This is a genomic window from Siansivirga zeaxanthinifaciens CC-SAMT-1 (assembly GCF_000941055.1).
Lineage (GTDB): Bacteria > Bacteroidota > Bacteroidia > Flavobacteriales > Flavobacteriaceae > Siansivirga > Siansivirga zeaxanthinifaciens.
The window spans coordinates 2,830,665-2,846,615 of record NZ_CP007202.1; the positions used below are offsets into that span (position 1 = coordinate 2,830,665).

The 15,951-nt window shown below is 34.2% G+C and carries 13 protein-coding genes and 2 tRNA genes; 9 read left to right on the top strand and 6 right to left on the bottom strand.

What is annotated here, in order from left to right; all coding sequences use genetic code 11:
* The first annotated feature begins 240 nt into the window (after positions 1–240).
* A complete protein-coding gene (locus AW14_RS12625) occupies positions 241–846 on the top strand; it encodes a DUF2202 domain-containing protein (RefSeq protein ID WP_044639649.1) in 606 nt (201 codons plus the stop codon).
* Between the two features lie 59 nt (positions 847–905).
* On the opposite strand, the gene kbl is transcribed toward AW14_RS12625, so the two are convergent.
* Positions 906–2,093 carry a glycine C-acetyltransferase gene (gene kbl / locus AW14_RS12630; protein ID WP_044639142.1) on the bottom strand — a complete coding sequence of 396 codons (1,188 nt, stop codon included), beginning with the start codon at positions 2,091–2,093 and terminating at the stop codon, positions 906–908.
* Positions 2,094–2,103: 10 nt separating this feature from the next.
* On the bottom strand, positions 2,104–3,060 hold the full coding sequence (locus AW14_RS12635; RefSeq protein WP_044639143.1) for an NAD-dependent epimerase/dehydratase family protein: 957 nt from the start codon (positions 3,058–3,060) through the stop codon (positions 2,104–2,106).
* 171 nt (positions 3,061–3,231) lie between these two features.
* On the opposite strand from AW14_RS12635, the gene AW14_RS12640 reads away from it, so the two are divergent.
* From AW14_RS12640 to AW14_RS12665, 6 genes are all read left to right on the top strand, one after another.
* Positions 3,232–3,696, top strand: a complete 465-nt coding sequence (locus AW14_RS12640) for an Lrp/AsnC family transcriptional regulator (RefSeq protein ID WP_044639144.1) — start codon at positions 3,232–3,234, stop codon at positions 3,694–3,696.
* 123 nt (positions 3,697–3,819) lie between these two features.
* Positions 3,820–5,130 carry a TolC family protein gene (locus tag AW14_RS12645; protein WP_044639145.1) on the top strand — a complete coding sequence of 437 codons (1,311 nt, stop codon included), beginning with the start codon at positions 3,820–3,822 and terminating at the stop codon, positions 5,128–5,130.
* Between the two features lie 72 nt (positions 5,131–5,202).
* On the top strand, positions 5,203–6,282 hold the full coding sequence (locus AW14_RS12650; protein WP_044639146.1) for an efflux RND transporter periplasmic adaptor subunit: 1,080 nt from the start codon (positions 5,203–5,205) through the stop codon (positions 6,280–6,282).
* Between the two features lie 153 nt (positions 6,283–6,435).
* Positions 6,436–9,630 carry an efflux RND transporter permease subunit gene (locus tag AW14_RS12655; RefSeq protein ID WP_044639147.1) on the top strand — a complete coding sequence of 1,065 codons (3,195 nt, stop codon included), beginning with the start codon at positions 6,436–6,438 and terminating at the stop codon, positions 9,628–9,630.
* A gap of 59 nt (positions 9,631–9,689) precedes the next feature.
* The gene (locus tag AW14_RS12660; RefSeq protein WP_044639148.1) at positions 9,690–9,995 is read left to right on the top strand and encodes a hypothetical protein; all 306 of its coding nucleotides are present in this window, start codon (positions 9,690–9,692) and stop codon (positions 9,993–9,995) included.
* Positions 9,996–10,007: 12 nt separating this feature from the next.
* Complete coding sequence (locus AW14_RS12665) at positions 10,008–10,193, top strand: YgaP family membrane protein (RefSeq protein WP_044639149.1); 186 nt, start codon at positions 10,008–10,010, stop codon at positions 10,191–10,193.
* A gap of 60 nt (positions 10,194–10,253) precedes the next feature.
* Here AW14_RS12665 and AW14_RS12670 read toward each other — a convergent pair.
* The 3 genes from AW14_RS12670 to AW14_RS12680 form a co-directional block, all read right to left on the bottom strand.
* Positions 10,254–10,328, bottom strand: a tRNA-Pro gene (locus AW14_RS12670).
* An 18-nt stretch (positions 10,329–10,346) separates the two neighbouring features.
* A tRNA-Ser gene (locus tag AW14_RS12675) sits at positions 10,347–10,430 on the bottom strand.
* Positions 10,431–10,537: 107 nt separating this feature from the next.
* On the bottom strand, positions 10,538–12,586 hold the full coding sequence (locus AW14_RS12680; RefSeq protein ID WP_044639150.1) for an HD family phosphohydrolase: 2,049 nt from the start codon (positions 12,584–12,586) through the stop codon (positions 10,538–10,540).
* Positions 12,587–12,700: 114 nt separating this feature from the next.
* Between AW14_RS12680 and AW14_RS12685 the strand changes: the two genes are divergently transcribed.
* Both AW14_RS12685 and AW14_RS12690 read left to right on the top strand, forming a co-directional pair.
* Entirely contained in the window at positions 12,701–13,891 is a 1,191-nt protein-coding gene (locus tag AW14_RS12685; protein WP_245617594.1) for an acetyl-CoA C-acyltransferase, read from the top strand.
* Positions 13,892–13,900: 9 nt separating this feature from the next.
* Positions 13,901–14,650 (top strand): C40 family peptidase, encoded by a 750-nt coding sequence (locus AW14_RS12690; RefSeq protein ID WP_044639151.1) that lies wholly within the window; start codon positions 13,901–13,903, stop codon positions 14,648–14,650.
* A gap of 44 nt (positions 14,651–14,694) precedes the next feature.
* On the opposite strand, the gene AW14_RS12695 is transcribed toward AW14_RS12690, so the two are convergent.
* Positions 14,695–15,948 carry a tetratricopeptide repeat protein gene (locus tag AW14_RS12695; protein WP_044639152.1) on the bottom strand — a complete coding sequence of 418 codons (1,254 nt, stop codon included), beginning with the start codon at positions 15,946–15,948 and terminating at the stop codon, positions 14,695–14,697.
* Positions 15,949–15,951 lie beyond the last annotated feature (3 nt).

Genomic DNA, 15,951 nt, shown 5'->3' on the forward strand with positions numbered 1-15,951 from the left:
GTAAAGTTTATTTTAGGTAGTAAAAAGAATACGTTTAATAAGAATGATAATTAATAGACATTAATTTTCCCTGACTAATTCAAGTAAAAGAGGACATTTATTAAAATGTCCTCTTTTTTATTTAAACAATAAATTCTTGTGTAACATAAGTGACTAATAAACTTTAATTTATTTATGAAATTAGCATATAACTTTAAAAACAAAATCATGAAAAATTCAAGATTAAATCAATTAATAACAATGATTGCTCTTAGCATATCATTGTCTTTTATGTATGCATGTGATAGTAAAAATGATGATGAAATAAACACAGAAATAGCTGATATTTCTTTAAAACAAACAGATAAAGATGCTTTACTATTTATGATGGAAGAGGAAAAATTAGCTAGAGACACTTATAGGTATTTGGATAACCTATGGTCTATTACTCAATTTGCAAACATAAAGGGAAGCGAACAAACTCATATGAATGCTATTGAAACACTTCTTAAACAATATAACGTGACTTATGAAATACTTCCCGAAGGTAAATTTGCAAATGAAGAGCTTCAAAATTTCTATAATAATTTTATAAGTTCTGGGGCAATTAGTATTGCAAATGCACTTCAGATTGGAGCAACTATTGAAGACTTAGATATTGTAGATTTACAAAGAAATATAGAAGCCACTAACAATAAAGCTATAATATCGGTTTTTGAAAAATTACAATGCGGGTCTAGAAATCACTTAAGAAGCTTTCTTAATGGAATAGAATCTAATGGAGACACATATACCCCACAATTTTTAAGTTTAGAAACCTATAACTCAATAATTAATAGTCCAAATGAGAAATGTGGTAAAAATTAAATTATACCGATTTTACTATTAAAAAGGGAACTCTTAATAAGAATTCCCTTTTTTGTATTTTATATAACTTTTAAAGCTTTGCCTACTTTTATAAAAGCATCGGTTGCTTTATCGATATGATGTGGCTCATGAGAAGCCGAAAGTTGCACACGAATTCTAGCTTTTCCTTTTGGCACTACTGGGTAGAAAAAGGCAATAACATAAATGCCTTCATCTAATAATTTAGCGGCAAATTCCTGGGCCAATTTAGCATCGTATAACATCACAGGAACAATAGGATGTTCTCCTGGCATAATATCGAAACCAGCTTCTGTCATTTTAGTTCTAAAATGCTTGGTATTGTTTTGCACTTTTTCAATTAAATCGGTTGATGTTTTTAACTTATTTAAAACAGCAATAGAAGCTCCAGCAATCGCTGGTGCCAAAGTATTTGAAAACAAATAAGGTCGCGATTTTTGTCTCAACATCTCAACTATTTCTTTTTTTGCAGCTGTAAATCCGCCTGAAGCGCCACCTAGTGCTTTACCATAAGTACCAGTAATAATATCGATGCGCCCCATAACATTTCTAAATTCGTGGGTACCTCTCCCCGTTTTCCCTACAAATCCCGTGGCATGACATTCATCAACCATAACCATAGCATCGTATTTATCGGCCAAATCGCAAATTTTATCTAATTGGGCAATGGTGCCGTCCATAGAAAAAACACCATCGGTAACAATTAATTTTCTTCGGGCTCCAGAAGCTGCTTGTAATTGCGCTTCTAAATCTTCCATATTATTATGTGAATAACGAAAACGACCCGCTTTACACAAACGAATACCATCAATAATAGACGCATGATTTAATTCATCTGAAATAATAGCGTCTTCCTGTGATAAAATAGGTTCAAACACGCCGCCATTGGCATCAAAAGCTGCGGCATATAAGATACAATCTTCCATACCTAAAAACTCGGCTGTTTTTTGTTCTAATGTTTTATGAATATCTTGAGTACCGCATATAAAACGCACAGAAGATAATCCGAAACCATGCGTTCTCATGGCTTCAATTCCTGCTTCAATAACATCGGGATGCGACGATAAACCTAAATAATTATTGGCACAAAAATTAAGCACTTCGTTTCCTGCCGTGGTATTAATTTGAGCACCTTGTGGGGTGGTTATAATGCGCTCTTTTTTAAAAAGTCCAGACTCTTGAATATCTTTTAATTCGTCTTGTAATTGTTGTTTAACAGCTCCGTACATAGGTGTAAATTTACTGAGTTAATACGTTATATTTTTTTTCTAATTGCTCTAACATATCTTTTGTTATGGCATGTAAATCGTAATTTGGTTTCCAGCCCCAATCGGTTCGTGCGTGGGTATCGTCGATAGAAGACGGCCAATTATTGGCTATATCCTGTCTAAAATCGGGCTTGTAAGTTACTTTAAAGTTAGGGTAAAAGGTTTTTATAGCGTTTACAATATCTTTTGGAGTAAAACTAATCCCTTGTAAATTATAAGAGGTTCGTATTTTAATAGATGCTTTCGGTGCGTCCATTAATTCCAGTGTTGCGCGAATAACATCGTCCATGTAAATCATTGGTAACGAGGTATCGTCTTTTAAATAACACTCAAAAGCTTCGTTTTTTATGGCTTTATGATAAATTTCTACAGCATAATCGGTTGTGCCGCCTCCAGGCATCGATTGGTAACCAATAACGCCGGGATATCGCAATGAACGTACATCTAAACCATATTTCAAGAAATAATATTGTCCCCAATTTTCGCCAGCAGTTTTGCTCATACCATAAACCGTAGACGGATTTAAAAAACTGTCTTGAGCAGTATGTACTTTTGAAGCCATATCGCCAAAAACAGCAATAGAACTTGGGAAAAACACCTTATTAATATTATGTTTTACTGAAATTTCTAAAACATTAAACCAGGTATTTAAATTAACATTCCAGGTATGAATTGGATTTTGTTCACCTTTTGCAGATAAAATAGCGGCCAAATGATAAATTTGAGTCACTTTATATTTTGTAACCAAAGTTTCTAAATGCGATATATCTGAAGCATCCAACTGCTCGAAAATCCCATCAAAATCTTTCAACATATATAAATCGGAAGCAATAATATTATCGATTCCAAACTTGTTTTGTAAGGCCTTCACAAGCACAGAACCTAACTGTCCGCCAGCACCAGTAATTAAAATTTTTTCGCTTTTCATACCACATTAATTGATAAGTATAAATTTACAGCTAAAGACAATACAAAGAATAAATAAACTGTTAAAACAATTAAATTAAGAAATAAAATCTTTTTATTAAATAATTTAAAGAAATATTAACTTTAAAATTGTATTTTTAATTTTAATAAAAGAAAAAATATCTCCAGTACCATGACCGAAAAACTAGATAGTATCGATTTAACAATATTAAGAATCTTACAAAACGATTCAAAAAAAACAAATAAAGAGATAGCCACTGCTTTAAATCTTACCATTTCCCCTGTTTACGAACGTATAAAACGTTTAGAAAATGATGGCTACATAAAAAAATATGTTGCCGTGCTAGATAAAAAGCTTTTAAATTACCCTGTAACCGCTATTTGCATGGTGTCTTTACGATACCACAACGAAGGTTTTATAGATAAATTTGAACAACAAATAAAAGAATTACCCGAAGTACAAGAATGCTACCATATGGCAGGGAAAGTCGATTTTTTTCTAAAAATAAACATGAAAAGTTTAGACCATTATCATGATTTTGTTCGTTTAAAATTATCTAATATTTCTAATATTGGTGTATTAGAGAGTTATTTTGTTTTAAAGGAAATTAAACAATCTACAGAATACGTTATTTAATTGATTATTAGATAAATAAATTATTAAAATACCTTATTGAGGTGTTTTTTTTTCATCTGTAACATAGGTTACTTACTGCCACCCATTCGCAACTTACTTTTGTGACAGTAAATAATTTATTAAATGAAGCAATTAATTTATATATCAGTAATAGGATGCCTGTTGGGGACTTTCGCCGTTAGTGCTCAAGAAACAAAACCCATATCAAAAACCGAGGTTCTTGAAATCGTTACAGAGAAAAACACCAGTTTAAAAATTTCTGAACAAGAATTTAAAGAAGCCCGAGCAGATTACAGACAAACCAATGCCATTTATTTACCAAATATCACGGCCAGTCATACAGGTATGGCAACCACCAATCCGTTAATGGCGTTTGGCTCGAAATTAAATCAGGAAATTTTAACACAGAGCGATTTTAATCCTGCCCTATTAAACGATCCGTCGCAAATTGAAAACTATGCAACTAAGTTTGAAATTAAACAACCTTTAGTAAACTTAGATGGCTTTTTTCAGCGCAAGGCAGCTAAATCTAAAATGGATGCCATGGCTTTAAAAACAGAACGCACAACCGATTATTTAAAACTAGAAGTTAATAAAGCTTACATGCAACTACAACTAGCATACAAAGGTTTGTATGTTTTAGAAAAAGCTTTAGAGGCGGCCAATGCAAATAAACAATTGGCACAAAACAGTTACAAACAAGGCTATTTACAACGTGCCGATGTTTTAAATGTAGAAGTGCATGTTACCGAAGTTGAAAACCAATTACAAATGGCAAAAAGTAATGTGCAAAATGCCTCTAATTATTTGTCGTTTTTAATGAATGATGACACCTATGTGGTTTACAAACCTACCGACAGTCTTAGCATACAACCAATAAAAATGGCCGATAGATCTATTTCTGAAAACCGTTCGGATATACGTGCTATGGAATTGGCCAGTAAAGCTTACGAAGCCATGAACAAAGCCGATAAAATGGCCTTTTTACCACGCTTGAATGCTTTTGGTAGCTACGAATTATACGACGATAAAATATTTCAGGGCGATGCCAACGGGTATTTATTTGGTGCCCAATTAAGCTGGGATATTTTTCAAGGTTCGAAACGTTTTGCTAAAGCCCAAAAAAGCAAAGCCGAATTTGAAAAATCGAAATTAGAATATAACCAATATGTATCGCAAAGTAATCTAGAACTTAATAAAGCAAAACGTCAATTAACAGATGCCGAAAACAAGCTAAAACTTACAGCTTTGGCATTAGAGCAATCTGAAGAATCGTTAAGAATTAGAACCAATCGTTTTAAAGAAGGTTTAGAAAAAACTTCCGATTTATTAATTTCTGAAACGCAATATGCCCAGAAACAATTAGAATACTATCAAACCATTTTTGAATACAATTACACCCTAGAATACATTAATTTTTTAACTAAAGAATAACTTTCTAACACTCTTAAAGTGAAGCAAAAATATGGCTTATAGTGCTGTTGAAACTAAAATAAAATATTACTCATGAAAAAACTACATACCACATTAACACTCTTAGTTACTTTAATACTAGTGAGTTGCGGCAAGGAAGACAAAAACGCGACCACCAATACATCGCCTGCAATAAACGTAACGGTAAACAAGATTGAAGACTCTAGTAATCATCCGTTTTTATCGGTTAGTGGAAAAGTTCAGGCAGTAAATAGTGCCGATTTAAGTACCCGCATGATGGGCTATGTCGATAACGTGTTGGTGAATGTGGGCGATAAAGTACAAAAAGGACAGTTATTAGTGTCTATTAATAACTCCGATTTACAAGCCAAACGTGCTCAGGTAACCGCTGGAATTACCGAGGCTACAGCTGCATTTAACAATGCCCAAAAAGATTATAACCGTTTTAAAAATTTATTTGCAGACCACAGTGCTTCGCAAAAAGAGTTAGACGACATCACAGCCAATTACGAGATGGCTAAAGCACGTTTAGAGGCTGCAAACCAAATGAAAAACGAAATAAACGCCCAGTTTACTTACTCTAATATTACTGCGCCTTTTAGTGGTGTTATAACTAACAAAACGGTTAAAAAAGGCGATATGGCGAACCCAGGTGTGCCTTTAATTTCTATGGAATCGCCTGGCGATTTTGAAGTTGTTGCCATGGTGCCAGAAACCGAAATTTCGCAAATAGAAAAAGGAACCGAAGTTATGGTATCTATTAAAGCCATTAACGAAACGGTTAAAGGAACCGTTAGCGAAGTTAGTACTTCGGCGAAATTAACTGGGGGACAATATTTTGTGAAAATAAGTTTAGAGAAAACGAAAGCAAACATATTGTCGGGCATGTTTACAACGGTTCAATTTCCTGTTGAAAAGAAAAGCAATACTATGAATATGGTTTTAATTCCTAAAGATGCTTTAGTTACTAACGGTCAGCTGTCGGGAATTTATACTGTTAGCGAAAGTCATACGGCGATACTACGCTGGTTGCGTTTAGGCAGAACTTTTGGAAACGAGGTAGAAGTGTTATCGGGTTTAAATACGAATGAAACTTATATTGTTTCGGCTGATGGGAAATTGTTTAATGGTGCCAAAGTTAGTATCAAGTAAAAAACGTACTTAGTAAACTGCGTTAAGGATAGTAGTGAAAATCCTTTTTTTGCTGCCATATATGGCAAAAAAAGATTGCAACGAATAGCCTGTTAAAACGCCATAAAAAAATAAAAATTAACCTGTAAAAAGGTAATAAAAAATACAATTAAAATGAAAGAAGGTTTAGCTGGTAAAATTGCAAAAGTCTTTATAGGCTCTAAGCTTACAGTGCTTTTAATGATCGTTTTTATGGTTATTGGGGTGTATAGTTCGTTTTTGATTCCGCGTGAGGAAGAGCCGCAAATTGATGTGCCTATGGCCGATATTTTTGTGGGCTACCCTGGGGCGAGTCCGACCGAAGTAGAATCGCGTGTGGTGAAGCCTTTAGAGCAATTAATTTCGAATATTAAGGGCGTGGAATATGTGTATTCTACATCGGCGAAAGAGGGTGCTATGGTGATTGTGCAGTTTTATGTGGGTGAAGATATTGAGCGTTCGTTTGTGAAGCTTTACAATGAAATTAATAAGCACATGGACCAAATGCCGCAGGGTGTAACGTTTCCGTTGATAAAAACCCGTGCGATTGATGATGTGCCTATGCTGGGGTTAACGCTTTGGAGCGCAAATTACGACGACTACCAACTGGGACTTATGGCGCAAGAGCTGGAGAGTGAAATTAAAAAGGTAAACGATGTGGCTATTACCCACAAAATTGGTGGAAGAAATCGCCAGTTACGTGTGGTTTTAGATAAAGATAAACTGGCAGCAAGTGGTCTGGACTTTTTAGAAGTTTCTGAAATGATTAAGGCGAACAACTCGCAAATGGTTTCGGGGAATTTTGATAAAAACGATACCGAATTTATCGTAAAAACGGGTAAGTTTTTAGAGTCTGTTACCGATATTGAAAATTTGGTGGTGGGCGTGCAACAACATCAGCCTATTTATTTAAAGCAAATTGCAAACATAGTAGACGGACCAGAAATTCCTTTAAATTATGTGAGTTTAGGGTTTGGTAAAGGAAGCGAAAAGGCAGACACATACCAATCGGAATATCCTGCAGTTACCATTTCGGTAGCCAAACGCAAAGGTGCCGATGCCATGAAAATTGCCGATGTTATTATTGACAAGGTTGAACATTTACGCGGGCATTTATTACCCGATGATGTGCATGTAGAAATTACTAGAAATTATGGCGAAACGGCATCTCATAAAGTATCGGAATTACTGTTACACCTTATTGGTTCTATAATTGCCGTTACCTTTGTGGTTATGTTGGCTATGGGCTGGCGTGGTGGTTTGGTAGTGTTTTTATCGGTGCCTATTACCTTTGCTTTAACCTTGTTAAGCTACTATATGTTGGATTATACGCTCAACCGAATTACCCTGTTTGCTTTGGTTTTTGTAACGGGTATTGTGGTAGACGACTCCATTATTATTGCCGAAAATATGCACAGGCATTTTAAAATGAAACGTTTGCCTTTTAAACAGGCAGCACTTTATGCCATTAACGAAGTTGGAAACCCAACCATTTTAGCCACTTTTACGGTTATTGCATCGGTTTTACCTATGGCTTTTGTATCTGGTTTAATGGGGCCTTATATGGCGCCCATGCCTATTGGTGCATCGATAGCCATGATTTTATCGTTGTTTGTGGCTTTAACCATTACACCGTATTTGGGATATATTTTTTTAAGAGAAAAAGATAAAAAAGAGGTTGTAGAAAAATCCGAAAAACCTTTAGAAGCCACGCTTATTTATAGAGTTTACAACAAATTTGAGCGTCCGTTATTAGAAAACAAAACGAAACGTTGGTTGTTTTTAGGTGGTACGTTTGTGTTATTGCTGGGGTCGATGGTGTTATTTTTTACCAAATCGGTGGCAGTTAAAATGTTGCCATTTGATAACAAAAACGAATTTCAAGTGGTTATAGATATGCCCGAAGGCACCACCCTGGAACGCACGGGTGTGGTGGCTCAAGAGATTTCGCAATATTTAGCAACACGACCAGAAGTTGTTAATTACCAGAATTATATTGGCACCTCTGCCCCTATTACTTTTAACGGTTTGGTGCGTCATTACGACTTACGTGGTGGTAGTAATATGGCCGATATTCAAGTGAATTTAATAGATAAAGCAGCACGCTCGGCACAAAGTCATGATATTGCTAAACTGTTACGCCCTGATATTCAAAAAATAGCAGCTAAATACCATGCGAATGTTAAATTGGTTGAAGTTCCGCCGGGGCCACCAGTATTATCGACCATTGTGGCCGAAGTTTATGGTCCCGATTACGAAAAACAAATAGAAATTGCTCGTAGTATTAAAACCATACTTAAAAGCACCACCGATGTTGTAGATATAGATTGGATGGTTGAAGACGACCAAAAAGAATACACTTTTGAAATAAACAAAGAAAAAGCGATGCTTTACGGTGTAGCACCTCAACAAATTACTTACACCATGAATATGGCGCTTTCAAATAGAGCGATTACGAATTTATATGATGAGAAAGCTGTTAACCAAATTGGATTGATACTTGCCTTAGATGAAAAAGAAAAATCGACAGTAAACGATATTTCACAACTTAAAGTAAAATCGAAACAAGGCAACTTGGTTCCTATTGCCGATTTGGTGACGATTACAGAAAACGTAAGTGCGAAAAGTATTTTTCATAAAAACCAAAAACGTGTAGTGTATGTAATGGCAGATATGGCTGGTGACTTAGAAAGTCCTGCTTACGCCATTTTAGGTATGGATGAAAAACTAAAAGACATTGCATTACCTGAAGGTTACTCGCTAAACGAAATGTATTTAGGCCAACCCGATTTTGAAGATAACTATACTGTAAAATGGGATGGTGAGTGGCAAATTACCTTAGAAGTTTTTAGAGATTTAGGCATTGCCTTTTTAGGTGCCATTATTCTAATTTATATATTAATTGTAGGTTGGTTTCAAAACTTTAAAGCGCCGGTTGTTATGATGGTTGCTATACCTTTATCGTTAATAGGAATTATTCTCGGGCACTGGATGTTGGATGCATTTTTTACCGCAACCTCTTTTATTGGAATGATTGCACTGGCTGGTATTATGGTTAGAAACTCTGTTTTACTTATAGATTTTATTAACCTAAGATTAGCCGATGGTATTCCTTTAAAACAAGCAGCTATTGAAGCCGGGGCTGTACGAACAACTCCTATTTTACTTACTGCTGGTACAGTAGTTATTGGTGCCTTTGTTATTTTATTCGATCCTATTTTTCAAGGTTTAGCTATCTCGTTAATGGGCGGAACGATTGTATCAACCGTTTTAACCTTGCTGGTTGTACCCTTGGTTTATTATATGATTGAAAAGAAAAACTATAAATAATTAAACGTTAATTAATACGTACCGTTTTCATTGATTAAGTGTTTATAAAAAAATACCATATGAAATTAGTAATTGTAACTGCCGTAAGGGAATTTCGTAAAGAGCTTGTTAAGCTTTTTAAATTAGCTAACATTGAAAATTTTAGCGAAGCTGAAATTGACGGACATAAAACAGATGTGCTTAATTCACTTTCTGAAAATTGGTTTGCTACCGAAAAACCAAATAACGAATCACTATTGTTTTTTTCTTTTACCGAAGAAAAACAGATAGATAGCTTATTTAATTTAATTAAAACTTTTAACTCCAATTTAGAGACACATAACCCTGTTCGGGCTGTGGTTATTCCTATTGAAAAATCAATTTAAACTAAAAAACACATGAAAAATAGAATCGTAAGAGGTATTGCAGGAACTTTTATTTTAGCTAGTTTATTATTAGCTATATATGTAAATATTAACTGGCTTTGGTTTACTGCCTTTGTAGGAGCCAATTTATTACAATCGTCTTTAACAAAATGGTGTTTAATGGATACTATTTTAGAGAAGTTGGGGGTTAAGAATTAGAACTCTAAGAATTATTCCCATAAAAAAAACCTTAAATCAATTGATTTAAGGCTTTTTTTGTCGGGGTGGCAGGATTCGAACCTGCGACCTCCTGCTCCCAAAGCAGGCGCGATAACCGGGCTACGCTACACCCCGAAAGATTATCTAAAATTGCGGAGAGACAGGGACTCGAACCCTGGCGACAGTTACCCGTCGACAGATTAGCAATCTGCTCCATTACCACTCTGGCACCTCTCCGTTTATTTATTATGAACTTGTGCAATAAAATTGCGGTTGCAAATGTAACTTATACTTAACAACAACGCAACTATTTTTTGGGTTTTTTTTATCTTTTTTTAGTGCCTTTATTCGGGGTATTCAATTCTTAAATGGTAAATGTTTGCTAGCTTGTGTTTTAGCACTTTTTTTATAGATTGAATTTCTTTAAAAGTAATGTTAGCATTTAAAAATTGACCTTGTTCTATTTGTTTATCTATAATATTTTCTACAAAAGCATCAATTTTTGTTGAGGTTGGCTCTTTTAAACTTTTCGAGGCCGCTTCAATACTATCGCACATCATTAAAATAGCAGTCTCTTTACTAAAAGGTTTGGGTCCTGGGTAACTAAAATCTTCTGTACTTATGTCTGGAAAATTCTTTTTTTCTTCCATATAAAAATAATAAACCACACTGGTACCGTGATGGGTTCGAATAAAATCTATTAAACGGTCTGGTAAATTATTTTTCTTAGCTATTTCAATACCATCAATAACATGATTAACAATAATACGTGCACTCTCTTTTGATGATAATTCGTCGTGAGGGTTAATTCCTGTTGATTGATTTTCGGTGAAATACGTTGGATTTTTCATTTTACCAATATCATGATAAAGTGCCCCTACTCGAACCAACATGGCATTAGCTCCTATTTCGTTGGCCGATGCTTCTGCTAAATTTGCAACGTTTAATGAATGATGAAAAGTTCCTGGCGCTTTATTGGATAACTCTTTAAGTAATTTGGAATTGGTATCTGATAATTCCAAAAGCGACACATCAGAAACCAATCCGAAGATTTTCTCATAGGCATATATAAGTGGTTGCACGAATAAAGTTGCTAATCCACTTAAAATAAACCAAATAAACATTTCCCATTTTATGGTATCGATACTACCCTCATGTATTACGAAAAAAGCAAAATAAGCAATAATGTATATGAATGTAATTTGTCCGACCGAAATAAATAAATTGGCTCGTTTATATAATTCTGATACTGTTAAAATAGTTACAATCCCTGCTATAATTTGAAGAAACATATACTCGTAACTGTTAGGCACTATAAAACCTAAAAGCAGCACCGTGATAACATGCGAAAACAAACCCAAACGGGCATCGAAAAACGCTTTAAAAATTAAAGGTAGAATACAAATAGGCACCACATAAACAAACTTAGAATCGTAATTAACGACCAAAGTTGTTATAAAAATCATTAAAAAAATATTGAAAAATATAAATGTAACCTTCGTATTATTTTCAAAAACCTCTATTCTGTACTTTCTTAAAAACAACAGTAACATGAGTAATGCCAAAGCAACTAATAAAGTATAGGCAACTAAAATCCATTTATAGTTTGATTTACTCCAGACCTGAGATTCGTACTCCGATTGTAACGATTTTAATATTTGGTATTTATCGCCTTCAATTATTTCTCCTTTAGATATAATGAGCGTCTCTTTTTCAATACGACCACGAGCATACGTAATTTTATTTAATTCTTCTTGTATGGCACTTTCAGTAAAAGACTTATCATAACTTAAATTAGGCTCAATTAAATCGAAAAATAACGAAGTGTAGGCGGTTTTGTAATTTATTAAATCGTTTTTAACTAATACATTCTCAATTAATGTGGTTACTTCATCTTGTTTAATTAAATCATCAAAAATACCTTCCTTAACATTAATTCTGCCATCCAGAAGCACCACCGATCGATCGGGATGATAATCGTAATTTTCATTTAAAATACCATATTCATAAAGTTCTGAGATTACTTGTTGCCCAACATTGTATAAAACATCCATCTTTTTTCTAGACAACGAATCGTTAAACGTTTTATAAAAAGATACTTTATACAAATTGTTAACCTTTTGCTCAACGAGGACATCTAAATCGAAATAGAGTGTAGAGTTAGCCGTTATATCGTGCTTTTCTTTGTTTATTTCTTCATCAGACTTTTTAATTGCAAAATTAAAAGGTGCATATAAATTTTCAGATTGCCATGGCTTTCCCTTTTCAAAATTATATTTAAATTTTCCACTTTTAGGAAACAGGTAAACAATTAAAAAAGTAGTACAAACAAACAAAATCCCTTTATAAATGAGGGAATGATTTCTGTATAGTTTATTTATGATATCTTTCATCTAATAAATTAAGTAAACCAAATGTAATAAATTTATAAGCGTTTACGCTTTTTATAATAAATGAATCGTTCGAATTTCTCCTAAAAAATCATTAATTTCGCATACACTAAGCTAATGTATCATCAAGTGAATAAAGAAGTAGTCATTGTTTCGGCTGTTAGAACTCCCATTGGAAGTTTTATGGGTATGTTATCTACTATTCCTGCACCTAAACTTGGAGCAGTTGCTATTGAAGCGGCATTAAAAAAAATCAATTTAAACCCCAATTTAGTTGATGAAGTTTTAATGGGACAAGTTTTACAAGCTGGAGCAGGTCAGGCACCAGCACGACAAGCTGCTATTTACGCTGGAATTCCAGATACTGTACCATGTACAACAGTAAACAAAGTTTGCGCCTCAGGTATGAAAGCTATAATGCAGGCAGCACAGAGTATTGCGCTTGGTGATGCAGAAATTATTGTCGCTGGGGGTATGGAAAACATGAGTTTAACACCTCATTATTTACATGCAAGAACAGGTACCAAATTTGGTCCTACCACCCTACTTGATGGTATGCAGAATGATGGACTAATGGATGCTTACAACCAAAATGCTATGGGCGTATGTGCAGATGCCTGTGCCATAGATTATGGATTTAGTCGTGAAGAACAAGATGCATTTGCTATACAATCCTATAAACGCTCGGCTGATGCTTGGGCGTCTGGAAAATTCGATAACGAAGTTATTGAAGTTGAAGTGCCGCAACGTCGTGGAGCGCCTTTAATTTTTAAAAAAGATGAAGAATTTACGAATGTAAATCTTGACAAAATACCACAATTGCGTCCTGCTTTCACAAAAGATGGCACTGTAACAGCTGCTAATGCTTCTACCATAAATGATGGCGCAGCGGCCGTGATATTAATGAGCAAAGAAAAAGCCTTAGAACTTGGTTTAAAGCCTTTAGCAAGTATTAAAAGTTATGCAGATGCTGCCCATAAACCAGAAAATTTCACAACTGCTCCAGCCAAAGCGCTACCAAAAGCTTTAGCTAAGGCAGGAATTTCTTTAAATGACGTTGATTTTTTTGAATTTAATGAAGCGTTTTCTGTGGTAGGTTTAGCAAACATGAAAATTCTTGGATTAAAAGATTCAAAAGTAAATATAAATGGTGGAGCCGTATCATTAGGACACCCTTTGGGTTGTTCTGGAGCTCGAATAATAATAACATTACTAAATGTTTTAGAACAAAACAATGCCAAAATTGGAGCTGCTGCTATTTGCAATGGTGGCGGAGGTGCTTCGGCAATTGTTATAGAACGAAATTAAATTACCTTAATGCAATACGGAATTTGTAATTTAAGCATTGTACCACTAAGAAATGAGCCCTCAGATACAAGTGAACTGGTTTCCCAAGTATTGTATGGTGATTTATTTAAAATCTTAGAACAACGCAAAAACTGGAGCAAAATTAGGCTTGCTTTCGATAAATATGAAGGTTGGGTAGACAACAAACAATATGTTGAAATTTTAGAAGACCAATACAAAACTTTAACAGCTCAAACACCCAAGCTTTCTGTTGATTTAGTTGAATTTATTGAAGATAAAAACCAACAATTATACCCTATCGTATTAGGAGCTACGTTAAACGGTTTAGCCCTTTTAAACCACACTTACGATGGAGAATTTTTTGAAGGCATTAAACCAAAACCCAACCTTATAAAAACAGCGTTTACTTATCTTAATTCTCCATATTTATGGGGAGGCAAAACACCTTTTGGAATTGACTGCTCGGGTTTTACTCAAATGGTTTATAAACTAAATGGCTATAAAATTTTACGTGATGCCTCGCAACAAGCAACTCAAGGGGAAGCTTTAAGTTTTATTGAAGAAAGTGAACCAGGAGATTTGGCTTTTTTTGATAACAACGAAGGCATTATAACCCATGTTGGAATCATTATGGAAGATAATTATATTATTCATGCGCATGGAAAAGTTAGAATAGATAGATTAGACCATTCTGGTATTTATAATGTGGATAAAAAAATACATACTCACAAACTTAGGGTTATTAAAAAAATAATATAAAAAAAGCCGCAAAATTTGCGGCTTTTTTAATTTTTTAAACTTGATTAGTTTCCACCTTCTATAGAATTTACAACAGCTTTCATTTTATCGTGCTTTGCTTTTTCACCTAAAATACTATATATATTCATAAGTGTTTTAGCCGCACTAATATTTTTAGAATCTAACTCAAGTGCTTTTTCTAAATAAGGAAGGGCACTTTTATATAATTCTTGGCGTTGCTCACGTAATTCATCATAACGTAAGTCATCTTTTTTAGAACTTCCTAAGCCATTCATTTCCTTAATAATACCTTCTTCTTTAGCTAATGTTAAGGCTGCAAGGTTTATATATGCGTTTACATATTTAGGATCTAACTCAACAGTTTTTTTATAATAAGCTAAAGCCTCTTCTGGGTGTCCAGATTCTCCAGAAATTACACCTAAATTATACTGTAATTCAGGATTGTTAGGATCCATTTTAGTAGCTTGTTCTAGTAACCTTTTAAACTCTTCGTTATTACCCATTTTATAATGAACGTTGGCTTCCGATAATATTAAATTAATATCATTTGGACTTTCTTTACGCGCAGTCTTCATAGCTTCAATAGCTTTTTCGTTTTTGCCCTGACTTACATAAATAAGAGCAATATTTTTAACTATTTCTGGCTTTTTAGATTCTGTTTTACGCTCAACAGGATTTTTAAATGACTTAGTTTTTATTTGTAAATCTCTTAAGCTTTTGTTAGCGAATTTTTCTTCTTCATTGGTTTCAATATTAGTCGCATAATACTCAGTTTCTATTCCCGTATAGCCTAAATCTTTAAGTTGCTCGTAAAGAGTAATGGCTCTATCGTACTCTTGAACATTAACAGCCGTTGCTGCTGCATAATACAAGAAAAGCGTATCTTTTTTGCTCGCTTTATAAGCATTTTCGAAATATTTAGACGCCACAGAAAAGTCTTTTTTCTCATAGGCTTCATTTCCTTTAGTTATTAAACCATTTACCATCGACTGTTTTAATTCTGCAACCTCTGTGTTGTATGCACCTTTAACTTTTCCTAAACTTTCTAAAGCAGTGTCGATATCAGAAGTTGAGCCTTTACCACCAGCATATAACGTTTTAGCAAATAAGTAATAATATTGAGCTTTTAATTTGCTGTCCATCTCTGGCAAGAATGTTTCTGCTTGTTTTAATGCTGACTTAGCTTCAGCATAATTTTCGCTGTTAATAGCTTTTTCTACGGCTTTCAGTTCTTTTTTTTGTGCAAATGAAAATGCACTAACTGATAAAGCTAAAGCTATAATAAATTGATTTTTCATTGT